The following is a 19204-nucleotide window of genomic DNA, read 5'->3' as shown; positions in this document are numbered from 1 at the left end:
TACTATAAAGCAGGTGAGGAAAACAATTTTGTTTTCTTCGCCTGTTTTTTTGTCGAGAAAAGATATGAATAGAAGTCGTGAAAAAGGTGGATAGGAAAGAAAAAAGTGAGTATGAAAAAGAAAATTTTTGGAATATCTAGCATAGTAATTAATTTTTTAATATAATCATATTCAGAATATTAATATTATTCTGTCAAAGTTGATATTGGTATTCTACATAGTTTGGGGGAATTCACAAGAAGAAGGGATGAATGTTTTATGATGCAAGCACCGTTAGTATTAACAAACTTTTTTAAGCGAGCAGAAAGTTATTTTGCTAGGAAGACAATCGTGTCACGTACAAGCCCACATAAAATTCACCGTTTAACATATGGAGAATGGGCAAAAAGAACGCGTCGATTAGCTGATGCGCTTACAAAGCTGGGGATGGAAAAGGGGAAGAAAATTGGTTCCTTCGCTTGGAATCAGCATCGCCACTTAGAGGCGTATTTTGCGGTGCCATGTGCTGGTGCTATATTGCATATGGTCAATATTCGATTATCGGAAGAACATTTAATTTATATTATTAACCATGCGGAAGATGAGATTTTAATGATAGATGAAGATCTTGTCCCTATCATTGAAAATATTGCATCTGAGTTAAAGACAGTAAAACACTATATTATTATGACAGATGAAGCTACTCTACCGATGACAACATTACCAAATGCTTTGTCTTATGAGGAATTATTAGCATCTGCGGATGAAAACTTCGAATTTCCGGATGATTTAGAAGAAGAAGCACCAGCTGGTATGTGTTATACAAGTGCAACGACAGGAAATCCAAAAGGAGTTGTTTATTCACATCGTGGCTTAGTGCTACACAGTATGATGCTTAGCATGTCGGATTCCATGGGTATCGCTGAGCGTGATGTGGTAATGCCGATTGTGCCGATGTTCCATGCGAATGCATGGGGTTTACCATTTGCGAGTGTCAATGTGGGAGCAAGTCAAGTATTGCCTGGTCCTCAATTTACTTCTGATTTAATTTTAGATTTAGTGGAGCAAGAAAAGGTGACATTAACGGCAGGTGTACCGACAATTTGGATTGGCGCATTACAGGAACAAGAGAAACGTGAGCGAGATATTAGTTCGCTACGTGCAATTTGTTGTGGTGGTTCGGCATCACCAACACGTTTAATTCGTACTTTTGAAGAAAAGTACGGTATTCCATATATCGTTGTCTATGGGATGACAGAGACGACACCGATCGTTGCATTATCGAATTATATGTCATGGATGGATGAATGGCCGATTGAAAAACGTATTGAAGCACGTGCTATGCAAGGTATGACGATGGCTGGTATTGAGTCTAGTATTGTCAATGATCATGGTGAAGTACCGTGGGATGGTGAGACGATGGGGGAATTACGTCTACGTGGTCCGTGGATTTCACATGAATACTATCGTGACGAGCGTACGAAAGACGCTTATCGGGATGGTTGGTTATTTACGGGAGATATTGCGGTACGAACGGCGGATGGCTTTATTAAAATTACCGATCGCACAAAAGATTTAATTAAATCTGGCGGGGAATGGATTTCATCCGTAGATTTAGAAAATGCATTAATGACACATGATGCCATTTTTGAAGCAGCGGTAATTGCAATTCCACATGCCAAATGGCAAGAACGTCCGCTTGCTTGCGTAGTTTTAAAGGAAGGCATGTCAGCAACGGAAGAAGAATTGTTAGCATTTTTAGAAAGTCAATTTGCGAAATGGTGGGTGCCGGACGATATTGTATTTCTAGATGAAATACCAAAAACGTCTGTCGGCAAATTCTTAAAAGCTAAGTTACGTGACAATGTGGCGGAAATTTATCCGAAATTAAGTACGCTTGTGTAACATGATAAAAGGCATCGAGAATATATATATCAATGCCTTAGACTATAGACAAACTCGAAGATTTTCGAGTTTGTCTATAGTCCTTTTTTTATTTAAAATTCATAATAGAAGTGATCTACTACCGTTGATTTCCACTACGGGCGGGCGCTTTCCGCGGGCACATCGTAAGCCGCAACCCTCGCTAACGCGCGGTCTGTTGCGTCTTACTTACTGTGGGTTCCCGCAGGAGTCGCCCGCCCTCCGCTCCAATCAACTTTATATGTATTGCTAGCAGTCTACTTTAAATGAACAATCTTTTTGAGGTGATGAAAAATGATGACGAAGAATCAAATTAATGAACGTGAACAATTAGAAATGCTGACAATTGACCAGTTGGTGCCACAAGTCCATTTAGTTCGAAAACTAGAGGCGGCGATTAATTTTTCGTTTATTTACCCATTAGTCGAAAACCTAAGGCATCGAGAATACATTTCTCGATGCCTTTGTCTTTTTCAGCCTTATAATTGTAGCCGTTGATTGGAGTGGAACGCACCCACGTAACGAAAATCAACCGTTTTTGAAGCTATTATTTATTCAACATATTGAAAACTTGTTCAACGTCCTTATCGCCACGACCTGAAATATTAATGATAATACTCTCTTCAGATGATAAAGTTGGAGCTAATTTTAATGCATGTGCAACAGCATGGGAGCTTTCTAGTGCAGGAATGATACCTTCAACTTTAGAAAGCACTTGGAATGCTTCAAGTACTTCTTCGTTAGTAACTGTTACATATTCACCGCGACCAATTGTTTTTAAATAACTGTGCTCAGGACCTGCGCCAGGGTAGTCAAGACCAGCTGCAATTGAATACGTTGGTAGTGGATTACCTTGAGCATCTTGCAATAGTAAGCATTTGAAACCATGTAATTCACCTGGTGTACCTTCGTTTAATGTCGCAGCTTTATCGGGCTCAATGCCGATTAAACGAACGCCCTCATCCGCGATATATTCTGCAAATGCACCGATTGCATTGCTGCCTCCACCTACGCAAGCAAGTACTGCTGCTGGGAGCTTACCTTCTTTTTCTAAAATTTGTTCACGACTTTCTCGGCTAATAACCGATTGGAAATGCTTCACCATTGAAGGGAAAGGATGTGGTCCTACCGCAGAGCCTAATAAATAGAAAGTTGTTTCATAGTTTTCTACTAAATCAGCGAATGCTTCATCCACAGCATCTTTTAAACGACCTTGTCCTTTATCAACCGCAACGACTTTAGCACCGAGTAGCTCCATACGGAAGACATTTAATGCTTGACGCTTTGTATCTTCGAGACCCATGTAAACTGTACAATCCATGCCAAACATTGCACAAGCAGTTGCTGTGGCAACACCGTGTTGACCTGCACCTGTTTCTGCTATTACACGATTAGCACCCATACGTTTTGCAAGTAATATTTGACCTAGTACATTATTAATTTTATGAGAACCAGTATGATTAAGATCTTCACGCTTTAAATAAATTTTAGCGCCACCTAGTTGCTTTGTTAAGTTCTCAGCAAAATATAGTGGCGATTTACGGCCTATATATTCACGGAAATAATAATCTAATTCATTATTAAATTCTGCATCATTCTTATATTTCTGGAAATTCTCATCTAAAATATTTAAAACATTTTGAAGCTCTTCAGGAACGAAGCTACCTCCAAATTCACCAAAATATCCTTTTTGCTCGACTGTTGTACTCATCTGCTCTCGACTCCTCTAATCTAATTTTCCATAAAAAAAAGCCACTTCAATCCCTCTATAAAAAGGACGAGTAACCGTGGTGCCACCTTTATTCGCAAAATTGCGCGCTTTTGTACTCCTGTAACGGGGAGTTAGTTCGGCCTCCTATTACTGAGGCTGCTCCAAAGTCCATTCACAAGTATATACTACTGATTTGCACCAGCCATCAGCTCTCTAAAAGTATAAGCTCTCGCTACTATTCTTCTTCTTAGCATTTATTATTGAAAAATTTTAAAGTATTTTCAAAATAGTGTCAAGAGAAAGAAAATGGGTTTCGCATGTTAGGACTTAGGGACAAAAAAAGACGAATCTATAAAGACCCGTCTGTTAAATCAAGTTTTTGAAGTTTAAGCGCTTATTGAGCATATACATAATCGGCGCACCAATAGCCATTACAACAAATTCACCTGCTGCGCATGTAAGCCATGTCCAGAAGAATGGCAATTCAAGTGCTAAGTTCAGTTCGAAAGCGATAATAAACATCGTGCACGTAAATAAAAATGTGTTAATGATTAATCGTGCCCACGTATTTTTAACGAATTTACAAATAAGAATCAATAGGCCGAGCGTAATCATTGTCTGACCAACGCCGAAAACTAAATCGTAAGCACCGAGTGGTGAAAATAGGTTAGAAATAAAGACACCCATAATAATCCCAACAGCAAAGCGAGGATTAAAGGCAACTAAATGATTAAAAATTTCTGAAACACGGAATTGCACCTCTGTAAACCCGAATGGTGCGACTAACAATGTAACAGCAATGTAGAGCGCGGCAATAATACCACTTGCTGCTAAAAACTTTACTTTCATATTCATTTCTCCTTAGTTTTTTTTCGTGGGATGGTTACGAACCACGTAGAGCAAATGCAATCATACCAGTGTTCACGCGGGTTTGTAAATAGCAATGCGTAAAATATGTGTAGCCTGAATATTCATAGTATTGCATCTATTGGAGGAGTATAAGAATTACCAATTTTTAAGTGTAAGGGACTGGGCTACCGACAGAAAAAATGTCGGTTGAAATGTCGGTATTGGATTCGATAAAATTAAATTAACTCGAGTATATTTAAATTTGCTATAGCAACCATTTCAGATGACTTAAGTAATAAAAGTTGAATTTGGAAAAGGGAAAAGGGGTGCAAAGCATGATGAGGATACTTAAATTCACACTATTTCTTTTGATTTTTTTTCTATTAGTTGATTCGGATGTAATGGCTAATGATGAAACTAATTCAAATGTAATTAATATATTAGATGGGAAAAATATGAGTGAGGAAGAGTTGGATGAAATTATGAATTCAGATGAAGAGTTTATTGTTGAACTTACAGATGAGCAAGTTGCTGAACATTATGCAAAAATTAAAGGCGTTTCTTTAGAAGAGGCTTATGTAGCTATGTCAGATAATTTAGTTCAATCTAATTCTAGAGAAAAAAGGTCTCTTGCGCCAAAATCTTCATGTAGCTGGTTAGCTACTAGTACACCGATAACAATTCCCAACAGATTCTATAAACCAACTCTTCTTGTATATCTGAATGTGTGCTGTGGTGGTGGTGCACAATATATAGATACAAATACGAAACCACTTCTTCAAGAGTTTCGAGCAAACCCAATATCTTTTCAAGGTACAATAGTAGTTGAATTATACAATGGTCATTTTTATTATACAGTGAATGGGAATTTTTATGATTCTACATCAACTACACATACAGGCACTACTGGAGTCACTACAATTTTCAGTGCTACTTATTCAGTTGCCGCAACGAGTAATTATTATGCATCGTTAACAATCTTAAGGACAAAACGGGATGTGTTAGGTTATTAGATAGGATAAAGTAAAATGAATCTTATCCGTAACTGGAGGGATGTCGTTTGAAGAAAATTGCATCTTTGGTTATCGGGGTTTTAATCTGTCTCGCCGGGTGCAACAATACAGAATTTGGCATTTATCAAGGACGAGATTTAAAAATCGGGATAATTGGGGCGATTCCAGAAGTAAGGGAAGAAAATATAGATTTTCAAGTTATTACCTTTGAGGAGTTAAAATATAATACAGAATCCCTATCTAAAGAGCTAGATGCCATTATGATTATGAAGGAATTTTTACATGAAGCAGATGATGACCAATATGTAGCTGCTTATAGGTCGTTAACAATTCCTACATTTTTTATGCAATCCACTAAAGTACACGTACCATTTGTCAATGAAGGTGTTCAGTATGATGATATTATCGAAGTTGACCCTGCTAATTTCGCTACAGGCTTTCTCGATTTAGGAACAGATGAGAAAATTAAAGAACATACATGGAGATATACGTTGGGAAAGAAACAAAATATTCAAGATGTGTACTCGCAAATTTTTGCTACTATTGAATCTGTAAGTTCCTTATAAGTAGTATTTTAAACAGAAGAAGTATTCCAATTTATTTTTAAGACCAGGTTTTATAAACCTGGTCTTTTTATGCACGTATAGACTTTTGGATTAGGGAAGCAACCTTTAACTTTCGAAAAATTGACATACAATTTTTTATTATATTACAAAAGAATTATAACGCTAGAAATGCAGCAGTTTAGCGGTTTAAAGCGCAAAATTGTACGAAAAAGTAAAATATTTTGTCAAATATAAAAGTCAGAACATTCATAATGTTGTTGACGAATATCAATAATAACGATAATATAGCGATACATTCACACTTTGCTAGAGTGAAGTGTGATAGATAATAGAGATATTAGTCGGGGGGATTAATTGTGAAGCGCAATATGACAAAGCTTTCGTTCCTATTATTCGGATTAGTATTACTGCTTGCTGCTTGTGGTAGCGGAGGTTCTAGTTCATCTGATTCAAAGGGCGACGAAAAAAATAATGCAAGTGAAAGCGGTAGTGTAGATCAAAAAACATATAAAATCGGGATTACACAAATTGTTGAGCATCCTTCTTTAAATGCTGCAACTGAAGGCTTTAAAAAAGCGATTGAAGATTCTGGCTTAAAAGTGGAATATAATCAACAAATTGCACAAGGTGATAATAGTCTGAATACGACAATTGCCAATAACCTAGTAAGCGATGGCGTAGATTTGATTTTTGCTAACTCTACACCTTCTGCACAAGCAGCAGCGACTGCAACTAGTGAAACACCAATTATCTTTACTTCAGTAACAGATGCAGTTGGTGCGCAATTAATTGAATCAATGGAGAAACCAGGGAAAAATGTAACAGGTACGATTGATTTACATCCTGAAACGATTTCTAAAACAGTAGCATTCTTAAAAGAACTTGGTGCTAAAAATGTAGGTATGGTCTACAACGCTGGTGAGCAAAATTCAGTAGCACAAGTAACAGAAGTGAAAAAGGTAATGGCTGAGCAAGGTCTTGCAGTAAAAGAGGCTTCAGCTGCAACTTCAGCAGATGTAAAACAAGCTGCTGAATCATTAATTGGTAAAGTAGATGCTTTCTATATTATTACAGATAATACAGTAGTCTCTGCATTAGAGTCTGTCATTGATGTTGCTAATGCAAATAAATTACCACTTATTGTAGGAGAGCTTGATTCTGTGGAACGTGGTGGCTTAGCGGCATTCGGCTTTGAATACTATGATATCGGTTATGAGGCTGGTCAAATGGCTGTGAAAATTTTAAAAGGTGAGGCTACGGCTGCTGATACGCCAGCTCAATATCCTCAAAATTTAAAATTAGTAGTGAATAAAAAAGTAGCTGACGAATTAGGAATTGAAATTAAAGATTCTTGGGGCGCAGAGCTTTTAGAGAAATAATGCATATGTGAAGTCAATTTTAAGCTGAAGCGGGGGAGAATTATCCCCGCTTTATCTTCATTTTAACTTGCTTCTGCAGGAGTCTGTTGCTTCTATAGTGGGGAATGAATGCCAAAGTACTACCAATACAGCGGGATTTAAAACCTAGCTGAGTCAAGATAAAGCCCACGGTGGATGTCATAGATTATGAGTTGCTTTTCGAGGAAACTCGAAAAAATAAAGAAGCAATTACGACGAGATGTGAATGATACGATAATTTTTAGGAGATGATTCAACGATGTTTACAGCAATATTTGGCTCAGTGGAGCAAGGAATCATCTATGCAATTATGGCACTCGGTGTGTACTTAACATTCCGTGTGTTAGATTTTCCGGATTTAACGGTTGATGGAAGCTTTGTAACAGGGGCGGCAACAGCAGCGACAATGATTCTGCTTGGCTACCACCCAATCTTAGCGACTTTAGTGGCAATTGTTGCTGGATTTATTGCAGGATGTATGACAGGAATTCTTCACACAAAAGGGAAGATCAATCCGCTTTTATCAGGGATTTTAATGATGATTGCCTTGTATTCTATTAACCTACGTATCATGGGGTTAACTGCAGAAAATACGATAGGTCGTCCGAATATTCCATTATTAAACTCTGAAACATTGTTTTCAAAGTTTCAAACATTTTGGAGTAATTTAGGTATCGATGATGCATTAAATAACGTATTAGAAAGCATCGGCATTCAGCAAGTACCGTCAACTTGGGGTACGTTGATTGTAGTTTTACTCATCACGATTTTAATTAAATTTATTGCGGACTGGTTCTTAAAAACAGAAGTCGGGCTAGCTATCCGAGCAACAGGAGATAATAAACGAATGATTCGTAGCTTCTCTGCGAATACAGATACGCTGATTATTCTTGGGCTAGGTCTTTCAAATGCACTTGTCGCATTTTCTGGAGCTTTAATCGCACAATATTCGAAGTTCTCGGATGTTAGTATGGGAATCGGTATGATTGTTATCGGTCTTGCTTCTGTCATCATTGGTGAAGCAATCTTTGGTACAAAAACAATTATGCGAACTACTTTAGCTGTAATCGCAGGTGCTATTATTTACCGCATCATTTTAGCGTTAGCATTACGCGTTGATTTCCTTGATTCGGGCGATATGAAATTAATCACTGCTATTATCGTTATTCTAGCGCTTGTCGTACCTCAATTTGTTGATAAAAATAAAGAGCGAAAGCGCAAAGCAAAGCGTGCAGCAGAACGTACTCAAGTAAAACCGGTAGAGCAGGGGGGAAAAGGCCTTGCTTAAATTAGACGGCATTAACAAAATTTTTAATGAAGGTACACCTGATGAAAAAATTGCACTTGCTGAAATAAACCTGCATTTAAAACCAGGTGATTTCGTTACAATTATCGGTAGTAATGGTGCTGGTAAATCAACGATGATGAATATGATTTCAGGCGCGTTAACGCCTGACTTTGGTTCTGTTTTAATAGACGGTAATAATGTGACGGGGTTGCCCGAATATAAACGTTCGCATTTTATTGGGCGAGTGTTTCAGGACCCTATGGCGGGGACAGCACCAACAATGACGATTGAAGAAAATTTAGCACTTGCTTATTCAAGAAATAAGAGTCGGGGATTACGCATTGGCGTTGATAAGAAGCGCCGACAATTTTTTAAGGAATCATTAGAGATGCTTGGCTTAAACTTGGAAAATCGTCTATCGGCAAAGGTAGGTCTTCTTTCTGGTGGTGAGCGTCAGGCGTTATCACTTTTAATGGCTACGTTTACGAAGCCATCGATTTTATTGCTAGATGAGCATACAGCGGCACTTGACCCATCGCGTGCTGAGCTTATTACGCGCATTACGAAGCATTTAGTTGAAAAGGATAACCTTACAACGCTGATGGTAACACACAATATGCAACAAGCATTAGATTTAGGAAATCGCCTCATTATGATGGATAAAGGTCAAATCATTTTGGAAGTCGGTGAGGATCGTAAACACGAACTAACAATTCCAGATTTAATGGCTGAATTTGAACGCATACGTGGCGAGAAAATGAATTCAGACCGTGCGTTGCTTGGATAAAGATAAAAAGCCCATACATTAGTATGGGCTTTTCTATTGTCCTTGTGAAAATTCAGAATTGTTTCGGTGCCTGGCACTTTGACATTCTTAAATGTATTATGAAAGTTATCAAATATACAATAAGGAATGATTTAATGAAAAAACTTTATTTATTCTTCTTGGCTGCAGTTGCTATAGTAATTGTCTTTGTTTTAAACCATAAAGACGAAGATAAACAGAATCAAGCTATTTACGTTGCGACAAATGGAAGTGATGAAAATGTTGGTACAAAATCAAAACCATACCGCACACTAAAAAAAGCGGCGTCAGAAGCCAAAGCCGGTACTACTGTCTTTATACGACAAGGAAATTATCATGAAAAACTTGTCGTCAAACATAGTGGCACCAATTCAAGACCAATTACATTTAAAGCCTACAACAAGGAGAAGGTTATTCTTAGTGGAAAGAACCTGGAGGATGTTGAAGGGGATACAGCCTTAGTGACGATAAATAATAAAAATTACGTGACCATCAGTGGACTAACTATCCAGGATTTATCAACGGATATAGCAGACGAAACAGTAATGGGCATTTATGTAACAGGCTCTAGTAGCCATATCACGATAGAAAATAATCATGTGCAGCGCATTGAAACCGATGCAGTTGATGGGAATGGCCATGGGATCGCTATATATGGAACTGGCACAATGAAAGATATACATATTTTAAATAATACGTTGGAAGACTTGAAACTCGGGGCAAGCGAATCTCTTGTTCTAAATGGAAATATTGACGGCTTTAAAGTGGAAAATAATACAGTCCGCCGTAGTGATAATATCGGGATTGATCTAATTGGTTATGAAGGCACTTCTCAAGATAAAAAAGTGGACTATGTGCGGAATGGTATCGTAAAGAATAATATAGTTTATGAAATATCCTCTTACGGCAATCCAGCTTATGGGGAGGATTATGCTGCTGGTGGAATTTATGTAGATGGTGGAAAAAATATAACCATTGAAAAGAATACCGTTTATAAAAGTGATATTGGAATAGAGGCAACCTCTGAGCATGCTAAAAAATACGCTGATAACATTAAAATAATAAACAATATTATTTATGAAAACTTTTACACTGGGATATCGATTGGTGGGTATGATGAAGATCGTGGAGGTACGATCAATTCGACTATCTCTCAAAATATTCTTTTCCGAAATGACACGAAGGGCCTTGATGGGGGACAGCTATTATTACAATATGATACAAAAAACAATGTGATAGAAAGAAATGTTTTTACCGCTGGCCCATCGCGGATTTTTATCTCCAACTATTTTACAACCAATCAAAAAAATAAACTACAAAAGAATGTATTCCATAAAGAAAAAGGAGAGACGGGTATTTGGATATGGAAAGAGGAAGAATATACATCATTTCCTAAATTTCAAAAAGCCTCAAAAAGTGATGAGAAGTCTAGCTATATAGACCCGAAATATCAAAATGCAAACAAATATGATTTTCGGTTAAAAGAGGATTCGCCTGCAAGAAAAATTGTATACTAATTTTGAATTTTTAGGAGGCGTATTGTTCTTATTTGTAGTGTGGGTCTATGCTATGTTCTTGGGGAGCTACCTACTGGCAGAATTCAGAATTGTTTGGGTGACTGGCACTTAATGTCGGTTGCTAAATCGAAAAAATCCACTATGCTTTCCGCGGGCACAATGTAAGCTGCAACCGTCGCTGTCGCGCCGACTGTTGCGCTTTACATTTTGTGCAGGTCCCGCAGGAATCTATGTGGATTTTTACTTGTTGATTAAAAATATGCTATTGATAGAATTCAGAATTGTTTGAGTGCCTGGCACTATACGAGTAACCCAAATAATTGGATATCATTATTTACTTCTTTGTAGTTGAAGCCAAACTCTTTCATCCGTCTTAGTAATCCATCATAGTCATCGCGATTACCAAGCTCAATGCCTACTAATGCAGGGCCGCTTTCCTTGTTATTTTTCTTTGTATATTCAAAAGTAGTAATATCATCATTTGGCCCTACAACACTTGTAAGGAATTGGCGTAGTGCACCTGCACGTTGAGGGAAACTTACGATAAAGTAGTATAGTAAGCCTTCATGAATTAAAGATTTTTCTTTAATTTCTTGCATACGCCCAATGTCATTATTACCTCCACTAATAATAACGACGACAGATTTGCCTTTAATTTCTTCTTTATAGCTGTCGAGAGCAGCGACTGATAATGCGCCAGCTGGTTCAGCGATAATAGCATGTTTATTGTACAAATCTAATATTGTTGTACATACTTTTCCTTCGGGTACGAGTACGATATCGTCTAAGTAACGGCGACAAACATCATATGTGTGGTGACCGACGCACTTTACGGCAGCACCATCAACGAATTTGTCAATCCAATCAAGAGCCACAGCACCGCCCTCTGCAAACGCGGCCTTCATACTGCCTGCGCCAGCTGGCTCTACACCGATAATTTTACTGTTGGGGGAGAGGTTTTTCACATAAGCTGAAACACCTGACATTAATCCGCCACCGCCAATACTACCGAATACATAGTCGATTGGTTCTTCCATGTCATTCATTATTTCAACAGCGACAGTTCCTTGTCCAGCAATGACGTCGAAATCATCGAAAGGGTGGATAAAGATTTTATCTTGTTCCTCGCAATAGACCATTGCACTTTCAGCAGCATCATCAAACGTATCTCCTGCTAAAATAATTTCAACATAATCACGACCAAACATTCGGACTTGGTCGATTTTTTGTTTAGGGGTAGTTTGAGGCATAAAAATGCTAGCTTGAATCTTTAGTTGTGCACAGGCATACGCAACACCTTGCGCATGATTCCCGGCGCTTGCACAAACCACACCTGCTTCGCGAGCTTCATCCTCAATTTTTTTGATTTTATAGTAAGCACCACGTAGTTTAAAAGAGCGAACATGTTGTAAATCTTCACGTTTGACATAAATGTGGGCTCCATATTTCTCCGATAAATAATCGTTTTTCTGCAGTGGCGTATGCACCACTACATCTTTTAAAAAATGATGTGCAATTAAAATATTTTCTACTTGCACAGTTTTAGTATCAGCTACTTCCATAGTATTCATCCTCCGTTTTACGTATAAAACATTCATCTATGATAGCATATTTTTCTCGATTTTTGTTATAAATTTTTAGTAAATTCTAAATTTTCGGTGTCTATTTTTATCATAGCGTAGTATTGGGGCAGCATAATCTGTTATGTTCGAGAAAAAACGTCTGTTATTCGAGTTTAGTAGTCATCGAATTGTTATAAATTTTTAAAAACCGATAAGTGGGTGACACCTCATAACGATGATTGGCGAGCATATACTAGATTAGTTTAGGACAAGTAGGGGGGAAGCAGTTGGACATTATTCATGGGATACTATCTACATATATGCAATTTTTCGATTGGGACATGTGGAAAAAAGTATTGGCAGATCCAGTATCGTGGGGTTTAATTTCATCGCTCATTGTAATTGAGGGATTACTTTCAGCAGATAATGCCCTCGTACTAGCGGTACTTGTCAAACATTTACCGGATAAGCAACGTAAACGGGCATTAATGTATGGGATGCTTGGCGCTTATTTTTTCCGTTTTTTATTTATTGGAATAGGTGTGTATCTAGTAGAATTTTGGTTTATTAAAGTGTTGGGGGCTTTATATTTAGGTTGGATTAGTATCGCTCATTTTTTACAACTAGGACAAGAGGATAGTGTCAAAGAAGTAAAAAAGTCAGGCGTAATGGTACGTATTTTTGGTGTATTTTGGGCAACGGTTATTTCTGTAGAGTTAATGGATATTGCCTTTTCAATTGATTCAATATTTGCTGCCTTTGCGATATCTGATCAAGTCTGGGTACTATTAATAGGCGGAATGATAGGTATTTTAATGATGCGAACAATAGCAGGTTTATTTTTAATTATAATTGAAAAAATACCAGAGCTAGAGGCAACGGCTTTTATCATTATTGGCATCATTGCACTTAAGATGTTAGTGACTGTGTTTGGTATATATGTACCTCATTATTTGTTTTTTGTTATATTAGTGATTGCCTTTGTTTTGACGATGATTGTGCATGTGTTCAATAAATTAAAAGTAGCTAAATAAAAACGGTTGTGACCTCTTTAGGGCACAACCGCTTTTTGTTTATTTTGTATAATTGTCAGGGTTAACAATGTAGAACTTTTCAACATTAAGCCAGCTTTCGCTCATTGGCTCGCCGTCGTCAATACGTTTTTCAGTTTCTTGCATCATCCAACCTGTTTGAGAAGCGTGAGCTTGTAATGCCTTTAATTTATCCATCTTCATTTCGCGAATATCGATTTGTACGTGTGGTTCGCCGTTTTTCGCGAGTGTATCATTGGCGAAGGCACACCCGAAAATTTGAGGTCGCGCTGCTTTAGGCATGCGACGAACAGCCTCAACAACAGCACGTGCTGTTGCTTCATGGTCAGGATGCACTGCAAAGCCTGGAAGGAAAGTGAAAATTAGCGATGGCATTAATTCTTCGATTAATCCTTCCATGAGCTTGACCATTTTTTCATCGTCTTCAAATTCAATAGTTTTATCCCGTAGGCCTAGCATACGTAAATCTTGAATACCCATAGCATCCGCTGCATCTACTAGCTCCTTGCGGCGTATTTCTGGCAACGATTCACGCGTAGCAAAAGGTGGATTTCCTAAATTACGACCCATTTCACCCAATGTTAAGCAGGCATATGTAACAGGTGTATTCATCTTCTTTGTATAATAGGCAATCGTTCCAGCAACTGAAAAAGCCTCATCATCTGGGTGAGGGTAAACAATTAAAATATGACGTTGTGGTTGTAAATTCAAATAGTTGTCCCCCTTAGTAAGTAAACGGCGTTTCGCTAATTTCAAGTGCTATCGCCAATTTACCTGAATAGTCTAGTCCAGCCATTAACAAACGGCCTAATTCATCTAATTCATAATGTGTAATACCTTGAGCATAAACCCAACCATGTGCCATTTTTAAGCCAACACGATGTGGAGAGGCATCTACCACTTTAGCCAGTTCGTAATTAATTTTTGCATTACGAATGAATGCACCGGCATTAAAAAACTTTTCATCATAGTGTGCTGCGTAAGAACCGTTTGTCGTCTCAAGATGGATATAAACGTCTTTGTTGGCGAAAGAATTTAGTAATTCTTGCAACGTCTCTACTTGTACTTCTTGCATCTTAACACTCCTCTCGATTATTTCTTTCTTAAGTATAGTCAAAAAAGGTCACAAAGGGAAATTGAATGCCCTTTTTATGACAAATTTTTGTTGAGGCAAATATTCATATTTTAAAATTGGGTAAAATAGTGAAATCGCAAAAGTTTATGATTCACTTGTTATTTTTTAAGCAAAATCCTTGAAAAAGTTATTGTAATGTATCAATATATAGAGTGTGAAAGCAAATATGTACAAAAAGTGTCGCTTGAATTTGTATGCGGTTTCACAAAACAAAAAGATGTTGCATATTTGACTTCTCTCACGTAGAGTGACAGTTTACCATGCAGAAGGGGAATTTAAGTAAGAAAAACGATTTCTATCTTGGTACAATAGATGACGTCCTTCTACATAATTAGGTTTAAAGCTGTAACGTGAAGAGAAGACATGAAAGCTCATTATCATAGTATAGTAAAAAAGCCACAATTCTCTTTATGACGGAGAATTGTGGTTTTTTTACATGTATGCGCATTAAAAATAAAACTACTCTTAAAGCTTCCTAGCAAATAGCGGAGAGAATAGGATATGTACCTTTTAATAACGATTGAGCTTCTTTTCAATGGAATCTAAACGACTATTAACGGATTGTAATTGTTTGTACATTTGTTTAAATTGCTGATTTTGATCTTGTGAATTGGAAGCAAGTAATTGTGCATCCTCCTCCTCCTCCTGTAACGCTAATATCGTGGCAAGGGTGGATAGTGAGTAACCGAGAGTTAATATAATTGATGCGATTACTTCAACTTTAGAAGAAGTTATATCTCCAGCTAACAAGCGTGATTCTTCAGTTGTTTCCTCAGATTTTTGTTTTTTCATACGTCTCCCTCCCATATACAGCTAATATATGGCATATGTAGCGATACGGTATCTTGTCCTATTTTATTGTGTAAAAGTAAAAATTTTAAATTTTCAGATAACTATATTGATTTTTCAATTAAAATATTGCATTATAATAGGAACAAAAAATAAGTAGTAGGGGGAATTGATGGGATGAAGGATTATAAGTTTTGTAAAGAATCTAGAGTTATGCGGACAAGTCGTGTTTTTCCGAATGATGTAAACAATCATAATACTCTTTTTGGTGGTCGTTTAATGAGTGATATCGATCAAGTCGCATCAATTTCTGCAGCCAAACATAGTAGAAGAGATTGTGTCACCGCTTCAACGGATTCGGTCGATTTCTTACAACCAATTCGACCGACTGACTCTGTCTATTTTGAGTCCTATGTGACATGGACAGGCACTTCTTCGATGGAGGTATTTGTGAAAGTTATTTCCGAAAATCTCAAAACAGGTGAGCGAAAAGTTGCCGCAACAGCATTATTAACCTTTGTCGCACTTGATGAACATAATCAGCCTACTGCAGTTCCGCGCGTTATACCTGAAACAGTAGAGGAAACAAAATTGCATGAGACTGCTTCTGAACGAGCAAAAGCCCGTGCGGAGCGAAAAAAAGAAAGTAAAGCATTAGCTAGTTTTATCTCCATGAATGATCCATGGGATTATCGGCTCGAACTAATGGTTAACTATATGTAAAAAAGGTATCTAATTAGAAAAAACCGGACCTGTTGGCAAGATGTATAGGTCAGTTCTAATTAGATACCTTTTTATATGCTAGACGCGATGAGAGCACATTAATTAGTGCTCTATCTACTATTTAAATGTACTTTTCCATTTGTTAAATTTCAGTTACAGTCACTACTGGTGCTCCAAAGCGAGATTTCGCACCGTGCATTACTGGTCCAACATAGTCGTTTAATGCCCAACCATGAGCGATGGCAGCTGATACAAATTCTTTTGCTTCAATAACAGCTTCTTTTACAGATAGACCATTTGCTAAATTTGCTGTAACAGATGCAGCGAATGTGCAGCCTGCACCATGGTTATAAGTAGAAGCTACTTTTTCTGATTCTAACAAGTAGAATGCTTCACCATCAAAAAATAAGTCTGTAGCTTTTTCTGTTGCTAACGCTTTGCCACCTTTAATGACAACTGCTTTTGCACCTAGCTCATGAATTTTACGCGCTGCTGTTTTCATCTCATCAATTGACTTAGGTGTACCTGTCCCAGCTAATTGACCGGCTTCAAAAAGGTTCGGTGTTGTAACTGCAGCTAGCGGTAGAAGATATTGAATCATAGCGTCAGTGTTTCCAGGGTTTAATACTTCATCATCACCTTTACATACCATAACAGGATCAATGACAACATTAGAAGTACCCGATTTTGCAATTGCTTCACCAGCTATGCGAATGATTTCCTCTGTTGAAAGCATACCTGTTTTTACTGCATCAATGCCTGTAGATAATGCTGTATCAATTTGTTTTTGAAGAAGCTCTGTTGGTAATGGTGTTACATTATGTGTCCATCCATTTGGATCCATTGTAACAACTACTGTTAGTGCCACCATACCGTATGTGCCATGTTCTTGGAATGTTTTAAGGTCTGCTTGCATGCCAGCGCCGCCAGATGTATCTGAGCCTGCAATTGTTAAAGTTTTTTTAAGAGCCATGTTAAAGATCTCCTTCGTTTTTGAATAGTTTAATCTACCGTTAAGTATAGTCTTATTCTGATTCTGTAAAAATAGTCAGAAATCAATATTTTTATAAGGTCAGTATAAATTGAAACTTGAATAACACATTATTTTTTTGTACCGTTGTAAGAAAGAAAGGGGCTTGTAATTTCAATGAAAGAAGTATTCCCAAATGATTGGCAAACAATACTAGCAGAAGAATTAGAAAAAACATACTATCAACAGTTACGTCAATTTGTGGCACATGAATATTCGACACAGACGATTTATCCACCGATAAACGATGTAATGAATGCATTTTACTGTACGGCTTTTCGCGATGTAAAGGTTGTAATTTTAGGGCAAGATCCATACCATGGTCCGAACCAAGCGCATGGCTTAAGCTTTTCTGTGAAGCCAGATGTTCCAAAGCCGCCAAGCTTACGCAATATGCTACAAGAATTACAGGACGATATAGGTTGCCCTGTACCTCAGCATGGTACATTAACGAAGTGGGCACAGCAGGGTGTATTGCTTTTAAATACGGTACTAACAGTAAGAGCGGGACAGGCAAATTCCCATAAGAACCAGGGCTGGGAACAGTTTACGGATGCTGTTATCGAAAAACTTGCAGCTAGACAAAAACCGATTATCTTTGTGCTATGGGGCAAGCCTGCACAACGCAAAAAGCAAATAATTTGTCAACATTCAACATCCCATGTGATTTTAGAAGCACCACATCCAAGTCCACTAAGTGCCTATAGAGGTTTTTTTGGAAGTAAACCGTATTCAAAGATTAATGAGCAGTTAATGGAATGGGGAGAGCAACCAATTGATTGGTGTTTAGGATAAAGTGGCACAAATCGTTTGCTTTATACACTATAAAAATCATGATACAGTTAATAATAGAAGAAAGAGAGGCACAGCAATGCAGGTAAATTGTTTTAAATGTCAATATTTTAAAGTAACATGGGACCCGCAAACACCACGTGCTTGTGTAGCATACGGCTTTAAAACGAAGCAAATACCATCAGTTGTTGTCAAACAATCGTCTGGCACGGACTGCCTAAAATTTGTGCCAAAAGTAGAAGGTGAGAGAGTGCAATGATTTCATATGAAGCTGTCATACAGCAACTTGAAAAACAATTAGCCAGTGCAAAAAATACAACGAATGACCAGCAAATTCGTGAGGCACTGACAGCCATTCGTGCATTATGTGATGTGGTGCTGGATTTACCTACAGATAATGCACAAATTCAGACAAAGCATTTACCGCAAATGGTAAGTACAGAGCAAATGCCATCTACATTAAACACAGCAAAAATAAAACATGACGATGGCGCAAACGGTGATTCGATTTTTGATTTTTAGATTGTGCGCTTAAACGTTCCTAAAGACTAGCAATGTTGAGCATTAAGATGAAAAAAGGTAGGGTAAATGAGATGAAAAAATTTATTGTCACAGGTGCACTTCATGGTTTTTTAGCAGTAGCATTAGGTGCATTTGGTGCACATGCATTAAAAGATATAGTAGATGATTATGGTCTTGGCATTTGGGAAACAGCTGTGCAATATCAAATGTTCCATGCTACGGGTCTACTTATAATCGGTCTATTAATGAGCTCGAAATTGCTAGGTGAGGTAAAACAATTAAAGTTAGCAGGTATCTTCTTTAATCTAGGGATTGTGTTTTTTGCCGGAAGCCTATATGTGTTAGCGATAAGCGGCATTAAAGTACTAGGGGCAATTACACCAATAGGTGGAGTGTTATTTTTAGCTGGTTGGGTACTGATTATCGTTAGTGCCTTAAAACATGCCAAGTGATTAACGGCTATTTTTTCACCACTGTTGTACAGTAATATTCAATTAAAATCAACAAAAATAGTATGCTAGCTAACACTGGCATGCTATTTTTTTATAGAT

The 19204-nt window shown here is 37.6% G+C and carries 20 protein-coding genes, 1 pseudogene, 1 riboswitch and 1 other annotated feature; of the genes and pseudogenes, 14 read left to right on the top strand and 7 right to left on the bottom strand.

What is annotated here, in order from left to right; translation table 11 throughout:
- Positions 1-258: 258 nt before the first annotated feature.
- The gene (locus ACIP9C_RS12070) at positions 259-1884 is read left to right on the top strand and encodes a long-chain fatty acid--CoA ligase (protein ID WP_401010890.1); all 1626 of its coding nucleotides are present in this window, start codon (positions 259-261) and stop codon (positions 1882-1884) included.
- Positions 1885-2196: 312 nt separating this feature from the next.
- Positions 2197-2337, top strand: a pseudogene (locus tag ACIP9C_RS12065) (IS5/IS1182 family transposase); the annotation flags it as partial.
- 112 nt (positions 2338-2449) lie between these two features.
- Here the strand turns inward: ACIP9C_RS12065 and trpB are convergent.
- Together trpB and ACIP9C_RS12055 are read right to left on the bottom strand one after the other, a co-directional pair.
- Positions 2450-3613, bottom strand: coding sequence for a tryptophan synthase subunit beta (gene trpB / locus ACIP9C_RS12060; RefSeq protein ID WP_401010888.1), 1164 nt, complete (start codon positions 3611-3613; stop codon positions 2450-2452).
- Positions 3614-3672: 59 nt separating this feature from the next.
- Positions 3673-3871: a binding site (T-box leader), on the bottom strand.
- A gap of 108 nt (positions 3872-3979) precedes the next feature.
- Positions 3980-4462: a QueT transporter family protein gene (locus ACIP9C_RS12055; protein ID WP_173478673.1), complete on the bottom strand. Its 483-nt coding sequence runs from the start codon at positions 4460-4462 to the stop codon at positions 3980-3982.
- Positions 4463-4468: 6 nt separating this feature from the next.
- A riboswitch (PreQ1 riboswitch) is annotated at positions 4469-4513 on the bottom strand.
- 284 nt (positions 4514-4797) lie between these two features.
- On the opposite strand from ACIP9C_RS12055, the gene ACIP9C_RS12050 reads away from it, so the two are divergent.
- From ACIP9C_RS12050 to ACIP9C_RS12025, 6 genes are all read left to right on the top strand, one after another.
- On the top strand, positions 4798-5475 hold the full coding sequence (locus tag ACIP9C_RS12050) for a hypothetical protein (RefSeq protein ID WP_401010886.1): 678 nt from the start codon (positions 4798-4800) through the stop codon (positions 5473-5475).
- A 47-nt stretch (positions 5476-5522) separates the two neighbouring features.
- Complete coding sequence (locus ACIP9C_RS12045) at positions 5523-6041, top strand: hypothetical protein (protein WP_401010884.1); 519 nt, start codon at positions 5523-5525, stop codon at positions 6039-6041.
- Positions 6042-6397: 356 nt separating this feature from the next.
- A complete protein-coding gene (locus ACIP9C_RS12040) occupies positions 6398-7420 on the top strand; it encodes an ABC transporter substrate-binding protein (RefSeq protein ID WP_401010882.1) in 1023 nt (340 codons plus the stop codon).
- A 277-nt stretch (positions 7421-7697) separates the two neighbouring features.
- Positions 7698-8726 (top strand): ABC transporter permease, encoded by a 1029-nt coding sequence (locus ACIP9C_RS12035; protein WP_401010881.1) that lies wholly within the window; start codon positions 7698-7700, stop codon positions 8724-8726.
- On the top strand, positions 8719-9513 hold the full coding sequence (locus ACIP9C_RS12030) for an ABC transporter ATP-binding protein (protein WP_401010879.1): 795 nt from the start codon (positions 8719-8721) through the stop codon (positions 9511-9513). The genes ACIP9C_RS12035 and ACIP9C_RS12030 overlap by 8 nt, the downstream gene beginning before the upstream one ends.
- A 134-nt stretch (positions 9514-9647) precedes the next feature.
- Complete coding sequence (locus ACIP9C_RS12025) at positions 9648-11048, top strand: DUF1565 domain-containing protein (protein WP_401010877.1); 1401 nt, start codon at positions 9648-9650, stop codon at positions 11046-11048.
- A gap of 299 nt (positions 11049-11347) precedes the next feature.
- Here ACIP9C_RS12025 and ilvA read toward each other — a convergent pair whose 3' ends face one another.
- Positions 11348-12610, bottom strand: coding sequence for a threonine ammonia-lyase IlvA (gene ilvA, locus ACIP9C_RS12020; RefSeq protein ID WP_401010875.1), 1263 nt, complete (start codon positions 12608-12610; stop codon positions 11348-11350).
- 287 nt (positions 12611-12897) lie between these two features.
- On the opposite strand from ilvA, the gene ACIP9C_RS12015 reads away from it, so the two are divergent.
- A complete protein-coding gene (locus ACIP9C_RS12015; protein ID WP_401010873.1) occupies positions 12898-13644 on the top strand; it encodes a TerC family protein in 747 nt (248 codons plus the stop codon).
- A gap of 39 nt (positions 13645-13683) precedes the next feature.
- Here the strand turns inward: ACIP9C_RS12015 and bshB2 are convergent, their stop codons facing one another.
- The 3 genes from bshB2 to ACIP9C_RS12000 all read right to left on the bottom strand — a co-directional run bounded on the left by bshB2 (position 13684) and on the right by ACIP9C_RS12000 (position 15589).
- Positions 13684-14373: a bacillithiol biosynthesis deacetylase BshB2 gene (gene bshB2, locus ACIP9C_RS12010; RefSeq protein ID WP_401010871.1), complete on the bottom strand. Its 690-nt coding sequence runs from the start codon at positions 14371-14373 to the stop codon at positions 13684-13686.
- 13 nt (positions 14374-14386) lie between these two features.
- Complete coding sequence (locus ACIP9C_RS12005) at positions 14387-14737, bottom strand: YojF family protein (RefSeq protein ID WP_340821045.1); 351 nt, start codon at positions 14735-14737, stop codon at positions 14387-14389.
- 570 nt (positions 14738-15307) lie between these two features.
- Positions 15308-15589 carry a hypothetical protein gene (locus tag ACIP9C_RS12000; RefSeq protein ID WP_401010868.1) on the bottom strand — a complete coding sequence of 94 codons (282 nt, stop codon included), beginning with the start codon at positions 15587-15589 and terminating at the stop codon, positions 15308-15310.
- A 174-nt stretch (positions 15590-15763) separates the two neighbouring features.
- Here ACIP9C_RS12000 and ACIP9C_RS11995 point away from each other — a divergent pair, with 174 nt between their 5' ends.
- A complete protein-coding gene (locus tag ACIP9C_RS11995) occupies positions 15764-16309 on the top strand; it encodes an acyl-CoA thioesterase (RefSeq protein WP_337982127.1) in 546 nt (181 codons plus the stop codon).
- A 142-nt stretch (positions 16310-16451) separates the two neighbouring features.
- Here the strand turns inward: ACIP9C_RS11995 and thiD are convergent, their stop codons facing one another.
- On the bottom strand, positions 16452-17282 hold the full coding sequence (gene thiD / locus ACIP9C_RS11990) for a bifunctional hydroxymethylpyrimidine kinase/phosphomethylpyrimidine kinase (protein ID WP_401010866.1): 831 nt from the start codon (positions 17280-17282) through the stop codon (positions 16452-16454).
- Positions 17283-17456: 174 nt separating this feature from the next.
- On the opposite strand from thiD, the gene ACIP9C_RS11985 reads away from it, so the two are divergent.
- The 4 genes from ACIP9C_RS11985 (at position 17457) to ACIP9C_RS11970 (ending at position 19105) form a co-directional block, all read left to right on the top strand.
- Positions 17457-18134: a uracil-DNA glycosylase gene (locus ACIP9C_RS11985; protein WP_401010864.1), complete on the top strand. Its 678-nt coding sequence runs from the start codon at positions 17457-17459 to the stop codon at positions 18132-18134.
- A gap of 76 nt (positions 18135-18210) precedes the next feature.
- On the top strand, positions 18211-18390 hold the full coding sequence (locus tag ACIP9C_RS11980; RefSeq protein WP_401010862.1) for a uracil-DNA glycosylase: 180 nt from the start codon (positions 18211-18213) through the stop codon (positions 18388-18390).
- Entirely contained in the window at positions 18387-18653 is a 267-nt protein-coding gene (locus ACIP9C_RS11975) for a YwdI family protein (protein WP_401010860.1), read from the top strand. The genes ACIP9C_RS11980 and ACIP9C_RS11975 overlap by 4 nt, the downstream gene beginning before the upstream one ends.
- A 71-nt stretch (positions 18654-18724) precedes the next feature.
- Entirely contained in the window at positions 18725-19105 is a 381-nt protein-coding gene (locus ACIP9C_RS11970) for a DUF423 domain-containing protein (protein WP_401010859.1), read from the top strand.
- Positions 19106-19204 lie beyond the last annotated feature (99 nt).

It is taken from the genome of Lysinibacillus sp. NPDC093210 (assembly GCF_044753985.1).
In the GTDB taxonomy this organism is placed as follows: Bacteria; Bacillota; Bacilli; order Bacillales_A; family Planococcaceae; genus Lysinibacillus.
Note: the sequence above shows the minus strand (reverse complement) of the source record. Positions and strands in the feature narration are given on the sequence as shown.